General features: G+C 58.7%; 16 protein-coding genes and 2 tRNA genes. 8 read left to right on the top strand and 10 right to left on the bottom strand.

All coding sequences use genetic code 11. From position 1 onward, the window contains the following. Window positions 1–370 precede the first annotated feature (370 nt). From GGR30_RS19410 to GGR30_RS19420, 3 genes are all read left to right on the top strand, one after another. Complete coding sequence (locus tag GGR30_RS19410; RefSeq protein ID WP_183489965.1) at window positions 371–1273, top strand: ArdC family protein; 903 nt, start codon at window positions 371–373, stop codon at window positions 1271–1273. A gap of 158 nt (window positions 1274–1431) precedes the next feature. After that, window positions 1432–2286 carry a type IV toxin-antitoxin system AbiEi family antitoxin domain-containing protein gene (locus GGR30_RS19415; RefSeq protein WP_183489968.1) on the top strand — a complete coding sequence of 285 codons (855 nt, stop codon included), beginning with the start codon at window positions 1432–1434 and terminating at the stop codon, window positions 2284–2286. Continuing rightward, window positions 2273–3196: a nucleotidyl transferase AbiEii/AbiGii toxin family protein gene (locus GGR30_RS19420; protein ID WP_183489971.1), complete on the top strand. Its 924-nt coding sequence runs from the start codon at window positions 2273–2275 to the stop codon at window positions 3194–3196. The genes GGR30_RS19415 and GGR30_RS19420 overlap by 14 nt, the downstream gene beginning before the upstream one ends. Window positions 3197–3218: 22 nt before the next feature. Here GGR30_RS19420 and GGR30_RS19425 read toward each other — a convergent pair whose 3' ends face one another. The 7 genes from GGR30_RS19425 to GGR30_RS19455 all read right to left on the bottom strand — a co-directional run bounded on the left by GGR30_RS19425 (window position 3219) and on the right by GGR30_RS19455 (window position 13520). Continuing rightward, entirely contained in the window at window positions 3219–3854 is a 636-nt protein-coding gene (locus GGR30_RS19425) for a hypothetical protein (protein WP_183489974.1), read from the bottom strand. After that, window positions 3827–4468, bottom strand: a complete 642-nt coding sequence (locus GGR30_RS19430; RefSeq protein WP_183489977.1) for a hypothetical protein — start codon at window positions 4466–4468, stop codon at window positions 3827–3829. The genes GGR30_RS19425 and GGR30_RS19430 overlap by 28 nt, the downstream gene beginning before the upstream one ends. Window positions 4469–4944: 476 nt before the next feature. Continuing rightward, complete coding sequence (locus GGR30_RS19435) at window positions 4945–5124, bottom strand: hypothetical protein (protein WP_183489980.1); 180 nt, start codon at window positions 5122–5124, stop codon at window positions 4945–4947. 181 nt (window positions 5125–5305) lie between these two features. After that, window positions 5306–6631 (bottom strand): relaxase/mobilization nuclease domain-containing protein, encoded by a 1326-nt coding sequence (locus GGR30_RS19440; RefSeq protein ID WP_183489983.1) that lies wholly within the window; start codon window positions 6629–6631, stop codon window positions 5306–5308. Beyond that, window positions 6628–7071 carry a hypothetical protein gene (locus tag GGR30_RS19445; RefSeq protein WP_183489986.1) on the bottom strand — a complete coding sequence of 148 codons (444 nt, stop codon included), beginning with the start codon at window positions 7069–7071 and terminating at the stop codon, window positions 6628–6630. Before GGR30_RS19445 ends, GGR30_RS19440 begins: the two co-directional genes overlap by 4 nt. Next, entirely contained in the window at window positions 7068–7205 is a 138-nt protein-coding gene (locus GGR30_RS19450) for a hypothetical protein (protein ID WP_183489990.1), read from the bottom strand. The genes GGR30_RS19445 and GGR30_RS19450 overlap by 4 nt, the downstream gene beginning before the upstream one ends. A gap of 912 nt (window positions 7206–8117) precedes the next feature. Continuing rightward, entirely contained in the window at window positions 8118–13520 is a 5403-nt protein-coding gene (locus tag GGR30_RS19455; protein WP_183489992.1) for a hypothetical protein, read from the bottom strand. 101 nt (window positions 13521–13621) lie between these two features. On the opposite strand from GGR30_RS19455, the gene GGR30_RS19460 reads away from it, so the two are divergent. Beyond that, a complete protein-coding gene (locus GGR30_RS19460; protein ID WP_183489995.1) occupies window positions 13622–13969 on the top strand; it encodes a hypothetical protein in 348 nt (115 codons plus the stop codon). Window positions 13970–14268: 299 nt separating this feature from the next. Here the strand turns inward: GGR30_RS19460 and GGR30_RS19465 are convergent, their stop codons facing one another. The 3 genes from GGR30_RS19465 to GGR30_RS19475 form a co-directional block, all read right to left on the bottom strand. Then, on the bottom strand, window positions 14269–15489 hold the full coding sequence (locus GGR30_RS19465; RefSeq protein ID WP_183489998.1) for a glycosyltransferase family protein: 1221 nt from the start codon (window positions 15487–15489) through the stop codon (window positions 14269–14271). An 82-nt stretch (window positions 15490–15571) separates the two neighbouring features. Next, window positions 15572–16339 carry an HAD-IIB family hydrolase gene (locus GGR30_RS19470; protein WP_183490001.1) on the bottom strand — a complete coding sequence of 256 codons (768 nt, stop codon included), beginning with the start codon at window positions 16337–16339 and terminating at the stop codon, window positions 15572–15574. 113 nt (window positions 16340–16452) lie between these two features. Then, window positions 16453–17334: a TrmH family RNA methyltransferase gene (locus GGR30_RS19475; RefSeq protein ID WP_183490004.1), complete on the bottom strand. Its 882-nt coding sequence runs from the start codon at window positions 17332–17334 to the stop codon at window positions 16453–16455. A 227-nt stretch (window positions 17335–17561) separates the two neighbouring features. Here GGR30_RS19475 and GGR30_RS19480 point away from each other — a divergent pair. From GGR30_RS19480 to tuf, 4 genes are all read left to right on the top strand, one after another. After that, window positions 17562–17646, top strand: a tRNA-Tyr gene (locus GGR30_RS19480). An 18-nt stretch (window positions 17647–17664) separates the two neighbouring features. Then, a tRNA-Gly gene (locus GGR30_RS19485) sits at window positions 17665–17738 on the top strand. A gap of 203 nt (window positions 17739–17941) precedes the next feature. After that, entirely contained in the window at window positions 17942–19099 is a 1158-nt protein-coding gene (locus GGR30_RS19490; RefSeq protein WP_183490007.1) for a GGDEF domain-containing protein, read from the top strand. Window positions 19100–19327: 228 nt separating this feature from the next. Continuing rightward, on the top strand, window positions 19328–20220 hold an 893-nt coding region (gene tuf, locus GGR30_RS19495; protein ID WP_183490009.1), incomplete at its 3' end, for an elongation factor Tu.

Below are 20220 nucleotides of genomic sequence, written 5' to 3' on the forward strand. Positions count from 1 at the left end.
GAAATCGAATTTATACATTGAATGTCCGCTTCCACGCATCCCGCCTTGGCGGGACCGGGCTGTCGTGAACCGAGCCAGTGGTCTCGGCCATCCGGCTTCCATCCCTTGCGTTTGACGGGCCGCCTTTCGCGGCCCTTTTGCTGAGCAGGGCTCTTTTACGCGCCCTGCGATATTCCCGCTTTCTGTTTTGGGGCTTGCAGCCCCGTCCTCCGTCAAGACCAAGCCCTTTGGGCAAAAGCATCCGGGCCGTGGCTCGGCGTTCGCCTGCGCCCGCACCACCCCTGACGCTTTTGGTCTGGACGGTTTCCCCCCTCTCTTCGCCAGAGGGGCAGATCGGTTGCATGCGCAACACGATCAAAGGAAAAAGGAAATGAAAACAGATGTCTATAAGCAAGTAACCGGCAAGATTGTTGCCGATCTGGAAAGGGGCGAGCTGACTTGGCTGAAGCCTTGGAGTGCTGGCAATATGGAGGGACGGATCACCAAGCCGTTGCGGCATAATGGATTGGCTTATAGCGGCATCAATGTTCTGATGCTGTGGGGCGCGGCCATCGAGGCGGGCTTTTTCTCACCCTATTGGATGACCTTCAAACAGGCCAAGGAGCTTGGCGCGCATGTGCGCAAGGGCGAGCGCGGCAATATGGTTGTTTACGCCAACACCATCACCAAGACCGAAGAACAGGATGACGGCAGCGAGGAAGAGCGGCACATTCCGTTCATGAAAGCCTATACGGTTTTCAACGTTGAACAAATCGAAGGATTGCCCGAGCATTATTACACGAAGCCCGAGCCAGTGATTGACCCTGCCCAACGGATCGAACATGCCGAAGCCTTCTTTGCCGCGACCCGTGCCGATATTCGCCATGGCGGCAATCAAGCCTTTTACAGTGGTGGCCGCGATCATGTGCAAATGCCCTATTTCGAGAGCTTTCGCAGCCCAGAGGCCTATTATGCGACGTTGGCGCATGAGGTCACGCACTGGACAAAACACCCCAGACGGCTGGATCGCAGCTTTGGCCGTAAGACATGGGGTGATGAAGGCTATGCCCGTGAAGAACTGGTTGCCGAGCTTGGCGCGGCGTTTCTTTGCGCCGATTTGGAATTGACGCCCGAACCAGGCACGGATCATGCGGCCTATATTCAAAGTTGGCTCAAGGTGCTGAAAGAAGACAAGCGCGCGATCTTCAGCGCCGCCGCCCATGCGCAGCGCGCCGCCGATTTCCTGCATGGTTTGCAAAGCGGTGCAGACACCAAAGAAGGAGCCGCCGCGTGAAGCGGCGGTTCCCCTCCTGATGGCGGAAAAATCGCGCGCGCCATCGGCGGGCGTTGGTAGGTTTGGTTTGAATATTATTTAATATGCTCAACAGGACTGAGCTTATTCGGACATATTCAAACTTGAGGTCGGTTTGAGAATCGTGTAATATACTCAATATGGCTGAGCAATCTGCGTCACTATTAAACCGACTTGAGAAAGACCTCCCCGAAGGTTTGGTCGTGGATGCCGCTTGGCTGGAACAGCGCGGTATCGCCAGCAATCTGCGCGCCTACTACGTCAAGAACGGCTGGCTCGAACAGCCCGCGCGCAGCGTCTATAGAAGACCGCGCGGCACGCTGAGCTGGCAGCAAGTCGTCATATCGCTCCAGACCCTGCTTTTGCGCGCGCCGTTCTATGTCGGTGGGCGCACGGCATTGGAGCTACAGGGATTCGCGCATTATCTTTCGCACGAGACTAAGACCGTTCACCTCTACGGTCCGGAAAAGCCGCCCGCATGGCTGGACAAGCTGAACCTTCCCCAGCGTTTTGTCTATCACAACAGCGCGACCCTTTTCCGCAATGATCCGATCACGCAGGGGCTTGGCAGTCTTGCCTGGAATGTCGCGGAGGGAACAGGCCGCGATCTCACCCGCTTTCAGGGCGGCAGTTTGACCTCGCTTGCCTGGGGGCAATGGGATTGGCCATTGACGCTTTCGCAGCCCGAGCGCGCCTATCTCGAAATGCTCGATGAATTGCCGCGCCATGAGAGTTTCCATCAGGCCGACATGATCATGCAGAGCGCAGCAAATTTCAGCCCGAGGCGGCTGCAAAAGCTACTGGTGGATTGCGACAGCGTGAAGGTCAAACGCCTGTTCTTTTATTTTGCGGATCGCCATGGCCATGCTTGGCTCAAGCGTCTGGACAAAACCGCCATCGATCTCGGCAAAGGCAAGCGCATGCTTGTCCCCGGCGGCAAGCTCGATCCGGTCTATCTCATAACCGTGCCGGAGGACCTCAATGCCGTTTCGTGATCAATACCAGGCCCAAGTCCGGCTTCTCATGCGCCTTATTCCCATCGTGGCGCGCGAAACCTGTTTTGCGCTCAAGGGCGGAACGGCGATCAATCTTTTTGTGCGCAACCTGCCGCGCCTCTCCGTGGATATCGATCTGATGTATCTGCCCGTGAATGACAGGCCGGAGGCGCTGGCGGACATCGACGCGGCAATGAAGCGTATCAGGGGGGCAGCTCTGGCGGAACTGCCCGGCGCGCGTGTCACCGAAAACGTTCATGATGGCGCGATCCTGCGCCTTCTCGTAATGGCCGAGGGAACGCAGGTGAAGATCGAAGTCTCGCCCGTGTTGCGCGGCGTGGTTCATGAGCCTGCCACAATCCCCGTCACCGAGGCCGTGGAAGAGGCCTTCGGCTTTGCCGAAACCAGCGTCGTTTCCTTCGAAGACCTGTTTGCGGGCAAGCTGGTTGCAGCGCTGGACCGTCAGCACCCGCGCGACCTTTTCGACGTGCGCGGTCTGCTTGCCCATGAAGGGCTGAGCGACGACCTCCGCGAAGCATTCATCGTCTATCTGCTCAGCCACAACCGCCCTATGGGCGAGGTGCTTTCAGGCCGCGTCAAAGACCTTGCGAATGAATACCGCAACGGCTTCGAGGGCATGACCGAGGAGGCTGTTGCCATCGAGGAACTGATCGAAACGCAGCATGAAATGATCGAGATGCTGATCGGCGGGATGCCGGATCATCACTGTGAATTTCTCATCGGCTTCGAGCGCGGCGAGCCGGATTGGTCCTTGTTGCAAATCAGCCATGTAGCCGACCTTCCGGCGATCCGCTGGCGGCAGCGCAATCTGGACAAGCTCAAACCGGAGCAACGATCTGCCCTAGTCGAATTGCTGCAATCTTCTCTTGAACGCGACAATAAAAGCTAAGGCTCCAAGTTTTTTTTCAATTTTACGGATCTCGTTCTCCAAAAGATCCCGCAAAAAAACTTTCAGAGGAGTAATAAATTCCGCCAGCTCTAAATATATAATCACGAAATACACGCTGTCCCTCGCTCGCAGATCTTTGAAAGACATCAATATTTTCTGAAATTAATAGGAGAAGGGCTTCCGCTTCCGCCGAGGAATTCGATAGTATTAGAAATACGTCACTATATGACTCCGGTACACGATCAATGCCGGAAAAGAGCAAAGCAGAAGTCATCTCTTTATACCTAGGTAAAGTGGTGATATCTGAAGTAAATTCATAGCTCGCCAAAGCCGTGTAATTTTCTCTAGCTTGAGAAAAATCCGCAGCCGCGTGCTCAAGAAGAGGCAATAGACCTGAATATACTCCCATAATCATAAGCCTTTTAATCAGTTCTGACCCGCATAGAGCTTTAGAAAATTGCGCCGACGCTTCCTGATATTGTTTCATGACTTCAGAGCACTCTATAGAATCGGCAGGTAAATCTAGAGTTCCACTTGGAAGAATGTCATCAAACCTACATTCAACAACATCATCTTGCGCGAGAGCATCTGATGAAGAATTAAGATACCCTGCAGATGACAATAAAATCATCATTGTAAAGAAGGCTGCAATACGCATTTTTCATAGTCTCCCCTTAACGGTCCGTTTAGTGACTGTATGCGCTCCATGACGCGATCCCTGAGTAGGCAGTGCCCATCCAGAAAGCGCTTCCTCCGGGAGCATATAACTGACCATTCGTCTTTGAGATCATATATAATTGCTAGTTGATGAAGATATTGAACGTCAGATAGGTATATATCTGAAATATTTAATATGTTTATCTGACTTTCCTTGTTAATATATTCCCAATCATCACAATTTGCCAGCACCTCTAAATCAGATAAATTGTCTTTTATAGCATTTGAAATTTTATTTGATTGAACTTTATCTTCAAGAATAAAATTTGCCTTTATTTCATTTTGAGTTTCATTAAATTGAGCTTGCATAATAATCATCGTTTTATTTGATGTATATGCTTGCAAAGCAGAAATTATAAATAAAAGAGCGGTAAAAAATATACCTGCGACAGATGTTAACTCTATTATATTAAATCTTTTTTCAGAAATAGATGATTGGATATTACTATCGTTGTTTTCCGACGAGGCGTTATTATATTGATCAAATTCGCTACCGTCACCGTCAGGTGGGTCGGATGTTTGACTAGCTGGCGCTGGATTGTCGCGATCTGCCATTTCAAGCTTCCAATTAGTGTCCAATCAAAAAATATCATGAAATCGGCTGATCGAGTATGCATAATTGATTCTAGTTATGGTCGAATATCTTTGACTGAGTGAGTTCTGCTGTCACGATTCATTATCTCTGCACCTAACAAGCCAATTGCAGATGACATTCCTAGAGCGCCGAAGCCTATTACTGATTTGATTGAAATTTCAAATAGATTATTTGATTGTGTAACCGCCGAAAAGCATAACCCCAAAGATCCAGTTGACATCCCGATGGGGGCCACAACAAAGCATGAATGCATAAATATTGACCTCAGGATTCGATTTTCTTTTTTAAATTTCAATATAAATTCTACAATCCTCCTAAATAATATTTTTTATACATAGATTATTATTTGATAAGTTTCAATTAAATATCGTATAGAATTTATATTTAGAGACCTATTGCGGTTTTACTTATCGCTTTGTGCGCTGTATCGTGTTTCCTATGGCGACGGATCGCGCGAGCGCAGTTCAGCCTGAATATTTTTCAGTGATGCTAGCGCTTCGCGGTGCTGAAGGCTTGCCGGAGCGGTTTTGGCCAAAGTGTTGAATATTTGGTGCAACAGGCCGCGCAACTCATCAATGCGTAGGCCAGCCAGTTCTGAACGGGTGACAAGGGTCATTCTTTCCTCCTGAATATTCAAGGAGGCCCCGACCATCAGGGCCTTTCGGCCCGTCCGCACACCATTCCGGCCATGAAGGCCTGATGGAGCTGTGGCTGACGCTGATCAGGTCAGGAGGAAAGAGACTGGCACTCCCGGAAACGGTTTGGGCTGGCGTAACGCATCATGTTGCGCGCAACGTCTACCGATCAAAACTCGGCCCATCGCGTGACCGGCTGCGCCGAGGCATATTCGCGTTGGCTCGCTGTTCCTCGATATAGGCTTTGCTGCGCTCGTCGGCATTGGCGGAGAAGTGCGGGCTGAGCTGCCTGATATCCGTACGCAGCTCTCTGACGGCTTCGATATGCGGCGCGCGGGCAGTCTTCGCCTGTTCCCGTTGACGCTGAGCCTCAGCAGTCCGAATCCTGGCCTGCTCGTCTGCCTGTTTGCGATCCCGCTCTTGTGCCTGTTCGGCTTCCTGCCGGTTCTGTGTTTCTGTTTGCTGACGGCGGCCCGTCAGGCGATCCCAGAGCCCAAACAGACCATGACGGATGCGCGCTTGACGTGCTTCCTCTTCCAGTCTTTGCCGTTCGTCCTGCTGTCGGCGCAGCCGTTCGGCTTCTTTGGCCTGTTCGGCCTTCAGCCGCTCACGCTCGACAAGGGCCTGCTGACGCTTTTGCTCCAACTCCCTGCGCTGTTCCGCTTCGAGTTCCTTCAACCGATCCGTGACCTGCTGTGCGGCCTTGGTATGGGCTTCCTCGACAGACGGCAAGTCTTTGGCATCGCCAAGACGGGCGCGGACATCTTTCGCCTTCACACCGACATAACGGGAGACGGCATAAGCTTCTCCCTGATAATCGACGGCGATATGGCCGCGCCGTCCTTTGGCAAGGAAATAGCCGTGCTCTTCCAGAGCATGGGCGAAGGCCGTGGTGGAATCCGAGGTGGCCCAGCTATCCTGAAACGCTTCCTTCACCGCGCGCGGGTCTTTTTCGGCCCGTTTGCATTGCTGCCATTGTTCCAGCGTAAAATTACGCGGATTGCGATCATGGGAATGGATCAGACCGGGCGGCATTTGCAGGTCATGCTGGATATGCAGTTCGCGTGAGACCTCCCGCAGTTTCTCATGGCTGAAGGAAAGTTGTTTGGCCGTCATGGTCTCGGCATCAATCCGGCACCAGACAGCATGAGCGTGACGGCGAAGTTCGCCGTCCGTTCCGCGCTTTTCGTGAAACACAATGGCGCGGGGCTGTCCCTCCAAACCGAGACGCTTTTCCACCTGATCCGCCGCATCGATAAAATCCTCCGGCGCGAGTTCGGCGGAGGACGGTGGATTGATGCTGAGCGAGAATAAATGCTGTTTGCATTTGGTGGCCCGGCTAATCGCGTAAGATTCCTGAAACGCGCCCTGAAGGTCATCGGCGATAAAGCCGCGCAGTTCATGGACATCGACGCGCTCGTTTTCCGGTTTCGCCAGATGCACGGCTAAATCCCGCGCGCCGCCGCGCTGATTGCCGTGAAGAATCATGAGACCGCGCCGCTTCTGAGGCCAAGGGCCAGGATCAGGGTTGTGCGGATCGTGGCGATATCGGCGCAGGCCTGCCGCAACTCCGCTTTGATCTCCTCATCCAGCAAAAGCTTGCGGGTTTCGGCACAGGACAGGACCTCACGCAGCAGTGGCGAAATCTCCGAGCGGCCCAGCAGGGCCAGAAGTAGAGCCAGCTCTTTTTGATCAGCGGTAGCTTGTTTCCGGCGTGGCCTGCGCTTGGCCTTATGTCCGCGCAGCACATAGTCCCGGACATAGGTGCTGAGTGGCTTGTCTCCTGCATGAGCAGCCAGCAAATGCCGCTCGTCATCGCTGAGGCGGATGGAGACCGGCGGCGTTCTCTTGCGCCGATCCGGTTTGCGGGTACGGGAAGCCCTGCGGAAATCACGCTCGGGCTTGCGAGATGCAACGGAACCGCTCATGGCTGCGGCTCCTCGAACTCAATCTCAATATGCTGAAGTTGCTTGTTCCAATCTGCAAGCGTATCGAAAAGGGCACTCAGATCATCGAATTCTTGCGCCAACGCGTTCGAAGTTTCTCCTCCGAGGTGCGCCATTTCTTTTCCTTTCTATTATGCCGTTTAGGACAATTGTCGGTCCAACTGCAAGCTCGGATTTCGCGATCGCGTTTCGGCGCATTTCCCGGTGCCGGCCAGACTTTGTTCGTTGGAGATGTCCTGCGCGCACCGCAGCGTGTGGCCCTGGTCGCCAACGGAGGCCTTCCGGGAGGCGGGGGCTTCGAACGACGTTTCCGCATGCGCCGTCCGTCGTCACGGCTCTCCGGTATCCTTGATTCGCAAAGGCATCGGCTCTCAGCATTTCCGCGACATTGGAGCCGGGTATGAGGTTGTGGTCGGGAAACTGCTCGACGATTTCCTCGCCGGGAACCTCCGGGAGGACGCCCGGCAGCCTCGCTCGGGCGGCTGGAGCCTGCGCCAGGCGCTCTTGGAAGGCCACCAGATCGCGCGACGCGACGCGTGCAGGGAACACCTCGACAGGAAGCGAAGGCCGCCAGCGGCAGCGAGAGGCCTTGTTCAGGGCCGTTCATGTATTCGCGCTGGGTCAGCCCCGCCGTTCGGGGCGTTCGGGGGCATTCCGGATGGCACGTGAGCCTGAGTTCCCGATGAGTTCTCAGGTCCGGTCTTCGCGGTCAAGTTGGTCTCGTCGCTGGCGGACGGAACGTGGTGATGTGGTTGCCGACATGTCCGGGCGGGCAGAAGGATGGGGCGGTGCCAACCGCGACCTGGATGTCAGCCTTGGCTGAGCGCGACCGCTTGATCGTGCAGGCGCGAAGCCCGGCTCCAGCAGAGGTCCGGACAAGAAAAAGCCGGCAGCGCATGACGCGCTGCCGGCCCGATTTTCGTTTCCGGGCCCGGGAGCCCGTCTCCCGGAAACGCGGAATTGCCCTATCTGTTTATATTGACGCAATTTCGCGGCCGTCAGGTGTTACCGCCTGACGGCGAATTGCTCTAGAACTGCACGCGCATCGACAGGGAGACCTGTGCGCCCGATACGTCGTCGCCGACGGGGAAGTCTGCCCGTAGCTGGCTGCTGAGCTGGCGCATGTTGCCCATGGCAGGCGCTAGGTAGTTGAAGCCCAGGCTGACTTCGCCGTAGCTGTCGACGGTCGAAGTGGTGATCGGCGTCCTGATGCCCGCAGAGGAAACATAGTTCGCTGTCGGGTCGTCGGCGAAGTTGTTGTAGTAGGTTCCCGACAGGAAGGGCTGAATGGTGCCCTTGTTTTCGTCGAGCACGAAGGATGCAGAAGCGGCCAGGCCCACCGAACCGACAAGGGTGTCCATGTCATCGAACGTGATCCTTGCCGGCGTGCCGCTGGCGGCCAGGAGGTCGTCCTTGAAGCTGCTGTTCGAATAGGACAGCCCGATCGAAGGCAGCAGCGAGAAGCGGTCCATGTCGAAACTGTAGCCCAGATAACCGGAGGCCGTGTACTGGTCGACGTCGAAGCCGGGCTGGTCGAAGACCGTTGTCGAAAGCCCGGGCGCCATGCGCATCTGGTTGATGTCGTAGGACGTCCGGCCATAGGTGGTGCGCAACTCGGCAATGAACGGACCCGCGAAATAGGATGCATAGGCGCCGAAATAGCGCTGGTCGAAGTCGTTCAGTCCACTGTAGCCGATGCCGCCGGCAGTCTCGTTGCTGCTGACCGAACCGGAGCTCAAACCGCCGAGAAGGCCGAAATTGACCTGACCGCCGGTCTGGCCGAGATCGAAGCAGCCATAGTCGATGCCGAGCTCGACGCCGCCGAAAGTCGTGTTCGCGTTCGTCTTGGCGCTGGGGGAGCCAGCAGAAGAGGCCGTCGAGGCCGTCTTGAGCGTGCCGCCATTCATCCGCGTATAGCTTCCGGCACTGCAGCCCTTCTGCGCTGCGTCGACTTCCGTGACATAGCTGTCGTCGAACCGGTTCGTGGTGATCCCGGTGAAGGCCTGGGTGGCATAGATGCCGCCGAGCGTGCTTCCGATCGAGATCGTGTCCAGAGCGGTCGACAGGAACACCGCATTGGAGCTTTCGCGGACGCTGTTGACGATCAGCGGGTTTGCAGTGTTGCCAAGGCCATAGACGTTGCCGACTTTGGCGGAATAGGTGCCGTCGATCGAAATCAGCGTGCGCTCGTCCGGCGTATCGAGGTTTTCGAGGCCATAGAGCGCCAGATCGAAGGCGTCGCCGGTGAAATCGCCGGTAACGTCAATCCGATCGGTCGTCGTATCCGCGTAGGTTCCAAGAGCGATCCGGCCGCCGCGGGTTATGTTGCCGTCCACGGTCAGCGTCGTTGCGGAAGCTCCCGCGGACTTGAGCGTGTTCGTATCGGTATTGAAGTTCGAGGCGTTGAGCGTGCCGTTATTCTCGATATCGATGCCCGCGATCGTGTATCCGCCCCAGGCCGTGAAGGTACCCTGGTTGTCCAGCGTGCCGTTGCCGGAGAGGTCTCCGGTCAGAACGAAGCTGTCGTCCAGCGCATTGGTGTTGGTGATCATGCCGTTGATCACGCCGCGTATGCCCGCTACGCCCGAATTGACCAGGCCGCCGTTCAGCGTGCCGGTGGAGGTGAACACGCCGTTATTGGTCGTCAGACCGTCAATCACGCCGCTATTGTTCAGCAATCCGGCGAGTGCGATATCGGTTGCGCCGCCGATCCGGCCCGTATTCTCCGCAGAACCGCCATTGATGGCGACATCACCGCTGACCGTGCCTGCATTGCGGAAGAAACCGGCATTGCTGGTCACGGAGGCAAGCGTTCCGCCCGTCTGGTTCTCCGCGTTCGCGCTGTTGGTGAGCGCACCGGCCACACCGCCATTCTGGTTGATGAAGCCAAAGCCGCTGCCGCCGGCAGACGAACTGTTGGCGACGTCGGAAAGCGTTCCGCTGTTGGTGACGACGCCATCATTGGAGATCGTCGTCAGGCCGCCGACCGTGCCGGTGTTGCTGGCCGTCCCGCCCGTCACGTCGAGCGCTCCGGTGACATTGCCGTCATTGGTAAAGCCGCCGGCCGACGTCATGACCGAGGCAAGCGTTCCGCCCGTCTGGTTGATGGCGTTTCCGCTATTGGTCAGCGTTCCGGCCATGCCGCCGCTCTGGTTGATGAAGCCGAAGCCGCCGCCGCCGGCAGACGAGCCGTTGGTGACGTTGGCGAGCATGCCGCTGTTGGTGACGACGCCGTCATTGGAGATCGTCGTCAGGCCGCCGACCGTGCCAGTATTGTCCGCAAGTCCGCCGGTCACATCGAGCGTTCCGGTAACGCTGCCCGCATTGGCGAACGATCCGGCGGTGTTCAGCACGGAGGCGAGGGTGCCGCCTGCCTGGTTGGTTGCGCCGCCGCTATTGGTCAGAGCGCCCGCGACGCCTCCGGCCTCGTTGATGAAACCGGTCCCGCCGCCGCCGGCAGAGGAGCTGTTGGTGACGTCTGCGAGCGTGCCGCTGTTGGTCACGACGCCATCATTGGAAATCGTCGTCAGACCGCCGACCGTGCCGTCATTCAGTACGCCATTGCCGTTGTTGTTGACAAAACCGCCATTGACGATGAGGGCGCCATCGATGCTGCCACTGTTGTTGAAGGAACCGGCCTCGTTGGTAACGGTACCGATCGATCCTCCGATCAGATTGGTTGCCGAGCCGTGGTTGACGAGGCTTTCGGTGCGGCCGAAGCTGCCATTGGTGAAGCCTTCGGAATTGACCGCGCCGGTCGAGTAATTCACCACCGCGCCGAAATTCGCGCCCGAGATCAGGCCATTGGTCACATCGCCATCATAGATCGTGGTAAGTCCGACGACATCGCCACCCGCTTCGTTGGCGACGAAGCCGCCGGTCACGTCGAGCGTGCTCTGAAGCGTGCCGGTATTGGTAAGCAGGCCGCCGGATACCAGCGCGGGGCCAGCAACGGTGCCGGTATTGGTCGCAATGCCGCCGGAGACTTCGAGCGTGTCGTCTATGGTGCCGGTATTTGTGAAGACGCCGGCGCTGACGGAGGTCGCGCCATTGACCGTTCCGGTGTTTGTGGCAACACCGCCTGATACGGAAAGCGTGTCGTCTATGGTGCCGGTATTGGTGAAGATACCGGCGCTGACGGAGGTCGCGCCATTGACCGTTCCGGTGTTTGTGGCGACACCGCCTGATACGGAAAGCGTATTGTCTATGGTGCCGACATTGGTGAACACGCCGCCGCTCACGGAAGTTGCGCCCTCAAGCAGCCCGCTTGCCGTATTGGTGACAACGCCGCCGGAGAAGGAGGCGGCGCCAGTCACGGTGCCGGTATTGGTCACCACGCCGCCGGAAACCCCGAGCGTGTTGTCGATCGTGCCGTTATTGGTAAAGACCGTCAGCGCGCCGGATACCGTCGTCGCGCCATTGATCGTGCCGTCATTGGTGGTGATGCCGCCGGTGATTGTGGTTGCACCATCAAGAACGCCGCCGCTGTTGTTGGTCACCACACCGCCGGAGATCGCCGTCGTCCCCGTCACCGTGCCGTCATTGGTGAAGATGCCGCCGGTGTTGGAGAGCGTGCCGATCGTGCCGCCGCTCTCATTGGTGGCGAGGCCGGAATTTGTCAGCCCGCCGATTGTGCCGCCGCTCGCATTGGTGAAGCCGGGAACCAGGACCAGGCCGAGCGAGGAATTGGTCACCATCCCTGTGACGGAACCATTATTGGTGACGACCCCGCCAGTAATGCCAAGCGTGTTGTCGATCGTGCCATTGTTGGTGAAGACCGTCAGCGCGCCGGATACCGTCGTCGCGCCATTGATCGTGCCGTCATTGGTGGTGATGCCGCCGGTGATCGTGGTTGCGCCGTCGAGGATGCCGCCGCTGTTGTTGGTCACCACGCCGCCGGAGATCGCCGTCGTCCCGGTCACCGTGCCGTCATTGGTGAAGATGCCGCCGGTGTTGGAGAGCGTGCCAATCGTGCCGCCGCTCTCATTGGTGGCAAGGCCGGAATTGGTCAGCCCGCCGATCGTGCCGCCATTGGCATTGGTGAAGCCTGGAACCGCGAGGAGGCCGAGCGAGGAATTGGTCACCATGCCGGTGATCGAGCCGTTATTGGTGACCACGCCGCCGGAAACCCCGAGCGTGTTGTCGATCGTGCCGTTATTGGTGAAGACCGTCAGCGCGCCGGATACCGTCGTCGCGCCATTGATCGTGCCGTCATTGGTGGTGATGCCGCCGGTGATCGTGGTTGCGCCGTCGAGGATGCCGCCGCTGTTGTTGGTCACCACGCCGCCGGAGATTGACGTTGTGCCCGTAACCGTCCCGGAATTGGTGAAGGTTCCGCCGGTGTTGGAGAGCGTGCCGATCGTGCCGCCGTTTTCATTGGTGGCAAGGCCGGAATTTGTCAGCCCGCCGATCGAGCCGCCATTGGCATTGGTGAAACCGGGAACCGCAAGGAGGCCGAGCGAGGAATTGGTCACCATCCCTGTGACGGAACCATTATTGGTAACCACGCCGCCGGAAACCCCGAGCGTGTTGTCGATCGTGCCATTGTTGGTGAAGACCGTCAGCGCGCCGGATACCGTCGTCGCGCCATTGATCGTACCGTCATTGGTGGTGATGCCGCCGGTGATTGTGGTTGCACCATCAAGAACGCCGCCGCTGTTGTTGGTCACCACGCCGCCGGAGATCGACGTTGTCCCGGTCACCGTGCCGTCATTGGTGAAGATGCCGCCGGTGTTGGAGAGCGTGCCAATCGTGCCGCCACTCTCGTTGGTGGCAAGGCCGGAATTTGTCAGCCCGCCGATCGAGCCGCCATTGGCATTGGTGAAGCCTGGAACCGCGAGGAGGCCGAGCGAGGAGTTGGTCACCATCCCGGTGACAGAACCATTATTGGTGACGACCCCGCCAGTAATGCCAAGCGTGTTATCGATCGTGCCGTTATTGGTTGCCGTCCCGGAGGAAACTGACGTCGTACCGTTCACCGTGCCGGAATTGACAATGGAGCCGCCGGACACAATCGCCGCACCGTTGAAAACGCCACCTGCGTCGACTGTGATGCTTCCGAACAAATCGGCGGTCATGGACGTAGCCGTCAGGTCGCCGCCGTTGCGAATTGTGAGACCACCGCCATTGCCTACGGTGACTGTCTGGACGGTATAGGTCTGATCAAGCCAGGCGGGCGTCAGGGTGGCGGAGATGATTGCGCCATCACCGGCGCCAGGGGCGGTATTTCCGCTCCAGTTCGAACCGTTAACGAAATTTCCGTTTGATGGAATGAAGTCCCAGGTTCTGTCGACTGCCAGGGAAGGAGACGCTGCGAAAGCGACCATGCTGAGAGCCAGGGCACCGGAAAGAGCGGTATGATTCGCCAGGCGCTTCTTCTTCAGAAAAATGCCGGTATTTGAACCGATTACACCGCGTGCGGACCTGACCATCTAACCCTCCCTCAGTCTTTGGTTGAGTTTGAATTATCTTATGTTAGACGTTAAGTACATAAAAAAGTAGTGATTGCTTGTTTATTTGTAAGGCACAGGTCTTGTCAGTCCAGTCCGGCGCCCTATCGGCAGCGGATCGTCGCAAAACCTGGCGCGCGCCATTCCGGGCCAGCGTATTGAAGCCGATGATGAAAGCCGCAGAGCGCATCTTGGCGCCGTCCGACTTCGTCTCCAATGGCTATCGCCTGCAAGAGGAGATTGCGCTCAAGGGCGTTGGACCGCAGGCTCTTCCTTACCCGGGCGAAGGAGGTTTCCGGTATCGAACCGTGCCTGGCCGCAAATACCGGTTGCAGCCGGCATTGATTCAAGAAAACGCCGGCCTGTTTATGGTTTTCTTGCCAAGCTATTGTTTTTTCTTGGGGCTGAAATGGAGGATGCCTTGCAGATGAACGCTTCTCGATCGACCCCGCTCATCAGGGCATGAGTTCGGATCTCGGGGCAGAGACTTCCCGTGCGGGCCGACCAAGTCCTGCCGTCTTTCTCGCTTTGCCTCTGCCTAGGCGTCGCCTCGGGCGCTGGTCCTCGACGCCCTGCATATGTCGTCGAGCCGGCGCCGCGGCGAGACACACAAAGCGTTTGAGCCAGGCCGCTGACGCCGGGACACCCCTCGGCTTTCGTCTGTCGCCACGGGAACAGGCCTCTGGCGGCCTGTCCTGAGGAGTTCTTCCGCCATCTGCAACCTTGAGGTTCAGCCATATTCCGCCATGTCGGCGGCGACGGCGGCCTGCATTTCGTCGAGAATGTCTGGCAGGGCGCTCAAGACGCGGTTCCAGCGCGGCATCAGCGGCGTGGCGTCCGGTTCCTCGAGGAAGGAATTGCCGGCCTCGATCAGGTTAGTGGCAAAGAGCTCCACGGCCTGTTCTTCCTTGTGACGGTCGGTCGAAAGCCCGTTCATGCGGGCGTCGTTGTGATAGATCTCGACGAGATCGAGCGCCGTGCGGAAATAGGAGGCCTTCACCGTTCGAAGCGTTTCCTGGGAGAAGGTCACGCCATCGGTGGCGAGCTTGCGGAACACGGCCTTGCAGATATCCGTCGACATGCGCGACAGGCCCTTCTTGGCATCTTCCGGCGACAGCGGCTGGTGCTTGTGGTCATAGGCATCGGCAATGTCCACCTGGCAGATGGCGGCGTTGGAATAGTTGCGCCACAGTTCCGAGAGAACGCCGATCTCGAGCCCCCAGTCCCAGGGAATGCGGATGTCCGGCAGGATATGGGTGCGCATGGCGAATTCGCCGGCAAGCGGATAGCGGAAGGCCTTCAGGTAATCGATATAGGGCTGGTGGCCGATGGTCTTTTCAAGACTCAGGAGAAGCGGCGTGACCAGAAGCCTGGTAACGCGACCGTTGAGCGAGCCGTCGGCGATGCGCGGGTAGTAACCCTTGGAGAAGACATAAGGGAAGGCCGGGTTGGTGACCGGGTAGACGAGGCGCGCCAGCATCTCGCGCGAATAGGTGACGATGTCGCAGTCATGCAGCGCCACCACGGAGGAATTGCGCGCGCCGAGCACATAGCCGATGCAATACCAGACATTGCGGCCCTTGCCGGGTTCCTGGGGCGCAAGCGCCGCGTCGCCGAGCCGGTTGTGCACCGCCTTCATCCGCGGGCCGTCATTCCAGAGCACGGCATGGCTCTGCGGCAGGCGGCTGAAATATTTCAGGGCGTAGCGATACTGCTCCTCGTCGGCCTGGTCGAGACCGATGACGATGTTGGAGATATAGGGCACTTCCGTCAGATGGTTGACGATATTGTCCAGCGCCTCGGCCTCGAGCTCGGAAAACAACGACGGCAGGATCAGCGTGATTGGCCGCGTCGCCGAGAAACTGGTCAGCTCGCGCTCGACCCGGTGCAGCGAGCGCTCGCGCAGATTGTGAAGCGTTGCGACAACGCCATTTTGATGAAAATCAGCCATTGCGGGCGCTCCTGGTGTTTTTGTTGCGGCAGGCCCCGAAGACGGGTGGCCGAAAGGGGAGGGACCTCATCTACCAACTATATTATGCCAATAATTGCAATATCATGTCGTTCCAACCAGATGGCCCGGCCTTGTCCGAGCGGAGGATGTGGCCCTCGCGTTCGCGGGCCGTCTCGGCAAGCGGCGCATGGGCCGGATTTGCTATGATGAAACCCTTGTCGGCGGCTTCGAGCATAGCCGCGTCGTTCGGCGCGTCGCCGAGCGCGATGGTGAAGACGTCTTCACCCATCTTCTCTCGGTAGGCCTCGGCGACCCGGTGCATCGCATCGGCCTTGGATGTCTCCGGCATCAGCGTGAAGAACCGGCCGCCCTGGACGGCCTGAAAGCCGCTTTCCTTCAGCCGCGCGCGGAATTCCGCCCGTTCATCCTCGCTGCCGGACCAAAGCCCCGGCTCGGAGAATTGTCGCTGGCGAGCGAGCCGGGCTGCCTCAAGCCGCATGCCGGTCTTCTCGGCCACCTCTTCATCGTTCCAGTCTCCGAAACCCTGGAATTTCCGCCGGAGTGCGGGCGGCATCGCCTCAAGCGCCGCGCGCAGCCGCTGATATGTATCTGTCTCGCCGCCTTCCGCACCCGGCAGGCCGACGATCCCGGCGCCGTTTTCCACGATCATCGGGTCTTCGATGCCGATATCCGCGGCGATCGGCCGCATCTCCGCCTCCGTCTTGCTGCTGGCGAGGATGATCGGGATGCCGCGCCCTTTCAGCGCCTCGAGCGCGGGCCGGGCCGGCTCCAGCGAATAGGTCTCGTGATCGAGAAGCGTGCCGTCGAGATCGGTGAAGACGACTTTCATGGTCAGACCTCTTTTTGAGCCGTTCTGGTTCGAAACACCCGGCGACGATCCTTCATCGCCCGACATCTCTCAACGTCTGGCAATGCTGCTTTGTTGCCGGAGGAGGTACATTTTCAGCCCTTGGCGAATTTCGCCAGATGCTGGCGGGCGGCATAGAGCGCGATTGCCGAGGCGTTGGAGACGTTGAGCGACTTGATGGCGCCCGGCATGTCGAGGCGGGCGAGCGCGGTGACGGTTTCGCGGGTCTTCTGTCGAAGCCCCTTGCCTTCAGCGCCGAGAACCAGCGCGACCTTGCCGCCGGCAAAGGTTTCCTCCAGCGGAGCGGGGCCTTCCGAATCAAGCCCGATCGAGGCAAAGCCCATGGCGTGCAGCTCATCGAGCGCCTTGGCGAGATTGGTGATCTGGATATACGGAATATGTTCCAGGGCGCCGGAGGCCGATTTGGCGAGCACGCCTGATTCGGCCGGGCTGTGGCGCATGGTGGTGATCACCGCGCCGGCGGAAAAGGCGACTGCCGAGCGCAGGATCGCGCCGACATTGTGCGGATCGGTCACCTGATCGAGCACGAGCAGCAGCGGGCTGTCGTTCAGCGCGTCGAGGCGGCGCACGGGAAGCGCCAGGGTCTTCAGCATCACGCCCTGATGGATGGCGTCCTCGCCGAGAATGTCGTCGATCTCGCGCGGGCGCACGATCTCCACGGGGAGGCTCTCCGGCAGTGCCAGCCCGTCGGTCAGCCGGGCAAGGGCGTTCTGCGTCACCTTCAGCGAGATCAGCTTGCGCTCGGGGTTCTCGATTGCCGCGCGCACGGTGTGCAGGCCGTAAAGCAGCACCTCGTCACCGCTGACGGGCAGCGGTCCGGGCGTCTTTTTCGGCCCGCGTCTGTCCGCCTTTGCCGGCATGCCCTCGCGGGCGCGCTTGGCATCGCGGTGGGCGCGTCTCAGCTTGGCGTAGTGGGCATCCCTGGGGGAGCCGTTCTGGTCATCTTTTTTGCTCATGCGCCCGTTATAAGGCCCGGCGCGGCCTCAGGCTAGGCCATTCCGGCGCAAGAAAGGGGAAAGCGCGCGGTCCGGCATGCGGCTGTGATTTTTCTGTCATTTTTTTCTGTCGCGCCGTGTTGACAGAGCGAGGCGAGCCGGTCATATACGCGGCGCAGATCGACATCGCCAAGGCCAACGGGCAGCGGCGAACGATTCAAGGCATGACTGCCGTCCAGGCTGGTACTGGAGGAGTGCGTGAGTGGTTAAAACGGACGGACTGTAAATCCGTTGACTTAGTCTACGTTGGTTCGAATCCAACCTCCTCCACCACCGGCGCCTGACGTTTGCGCGGGTATAGCTCAATGGTAGAGCAGCAGCCTTCCAAGCTGAATATGCGGGTTCGATTCCCGCTACCCGCTCCAGTCTGACATCATTCCTTCCGGTTTTCCTCAAATATTGAAATAAATCACTTTGCGCGTAAGATGGCGCGGACCGTACCGGGTTTGCCGCTGTGCCCAAGGTGCGGTCGATGAAGTCCTGCACCTGCTTGCGTTTCTTTGCGGGCCGGGGGGTACGGCATGGGCGAGGGGAGCGCTTCGGCGCCGGCAGTTAAGACGTGACAATAATGCAAGCACTCATCGTCCCCGGCGGCCTCTTGATTCTGGCCGGGAGTTTCATCGTCGCCTGGTTGACGGGCGTGCGCCGTTTCTATCTGCTGCTGCTTGCGGCCTGTTATACCCTTCTCTCCGCCGGTTTCGGCGTGATGATGCTGCGCGGCGTCTTCGCCGACCATGCCGTTCTTCTGGTCGCCAACGGACTTTTCATCGCAACCCAGGTGATCCTGGCGGAAGCCCTGCTGCAGCGGCGCGGCAAGACCTTCACATTGCCGGGCAATGTCGCCATATTTCTTTCCCTGTTTGCCGTTTACGCGGGCTTCCTGTTCTTCGGCTCCGTCTTTTCGCGCACGCTGGCGGTCAATATCGGCCTGTTCCTGATCATGCTGACGACCATGCTGCGCTTCTGGATCCGCCGCGGCGACAATATTCACGACAAGCTGATTTTCTGGACGATCGTTGCTCTCGGCATTGCCCATACCGTGCGCAGCGTCGGCATCTTCTTTTCAGACAACATCGTCGACCCGGATTCGATCTTCTGGCAGTTCATGCAGGTCTATATGCTGCTCCTTGCCATGATACTGGCTCTGGAGATCCTGGCGTCGCATTTCGTGGAATCGCTCGACCGGCTCAACAATCTGCGCGACCGCGACCAGCTGACCGGCGTGTTGAACCGGGAAGGCTTCGACCGGGCGCTTGCCGGCTTCTATGCCGAGCGCTCGGCGTCGCTGGTAGCGCTGACGCTGCTCGATCTCGACACGTTCAAGATCACCAATGATACGCTGGGCCATCCTGCCGGCGATGCGGTGCTGAGGGCTTTCGGCGAAATCCTTCTGCGCGAGACGCGGGCGACGGATGTGGTCGGAAGGATCGGCGGTGATGAATTCGCCATTTTTTCGGTCGGGCTTGACCGACAGGGCGCATGCGCCATGGCGGAGCGCATTCGCGTCCATCTGGCCCATCGCCGTTTTCCCGACGTGGCCGAGGACCTGGAGGCGACCTGCAGCATCGGCGTTGCGACGGCGCGCTCCGAACGCGGCTATGAGACGCTTTATCGCATGGCTGACAACGCGCTCTACGGGGCAAAGCGGCTGGGGCGCAACCGCGTGGTGGCCGATGGCGCGCCTTCCGCAGTGGAGCCCGGCGGGGTCTCCCGCGCCGGCGCGTAATCGCGGAGCCGGGGTCCGGACGGCCAGCGAATGCCGCAAACAGGCGTTCCCGCAAGCTCTTGGTCATGCGTTGCTTTTTCGCAAATGCCGCTGGCTTTTGCCGCGCCGGACGCCCCGGCGCGCCAAACAGGCGAATTTGGTCTTGCTTATTGCTTTCGAAAGCCTTAAACGGCGGCACTAAACCGGTTCGCCGGGTCATCCGTGTTACCAGTTACAGGAAGCATTTTCATGGCAAAGGCAAAGTTTGAGCGGAGCAAACCGCACGTCAACATCGGCACGATCGGTCACGTTGACCACGGCAAGACGACACTGACGGCTGCGATCACGAAGTTCTTCGGTGACTTCCGTGCGTATGACCAGATCGACGCGGCGCCGGAAGAAAAGGCCCGTGGCATCACCATTTCGACGGCGCACGTCGAGTATGAGACGGAGAAGCGTCACTACGCCCACGTCGACTGCCCCGGCCACGCCGACTATGTGAAGAACATGATCACCGGTGCTGCCCAGATGGACGGCGCGATCCTGGTGTGCTCGGCCGCCGACGGCCCGATGCCGCAGACCCGCGAGCACATCCTGCTTGCCCGTCAGGTTGGCGTTCCGGGCATCGTCGTCTTCCTCAACAAGGTTGACCAGGTCGACGACGAAGAGCTCCTCGAGCTCGTCGAAATGGAAGTTCGCGAACTGCTCGACTCTTACGAGTTCCCCGGCGACGAAATCCCGATCATCAAGGGCTCGGCTCTTGCTGCTCTGGAAGACAGCAACAAGGAAATCGGCGAAGACGCGATCCGCGCGCTGATGGCCGCTGTCGACGACTACATCCCGACGCCCGAGCGTCCGGTTGACCAGCCCTTCCTGATGCCGATCGAAGACGTTTTCTCGATCTCGGGTCGTGGTACGGTTGTGACCGGCCGTGTTGAGCGCGGTATCGTCAAGGTTGGCGAGGAAGTCGAGATCGTCGGCATCAAGGCGACGCAGAAGACGACGGTGACCGGCGTTGAAATGTTCCGCAAGCTGCTCGACCAGGGTCAGGCCGGCGACAACATCGGCGCGCTGATCCGCGGCATCAACCGCGACCAGGTCGAGCGTGGCCAGATCCTGTGCAAGCCCGGTTCGGTGACGCC

The organism is Martelella radicis, assembly GCF_014196625.1.
Classification (GTDB): domain Bacteria; phylum Pseudomonadota; class Alphaproteobacteria; order Rhizobiales; family Rhizobiaceae; genus Martelella; species Martelella radicis.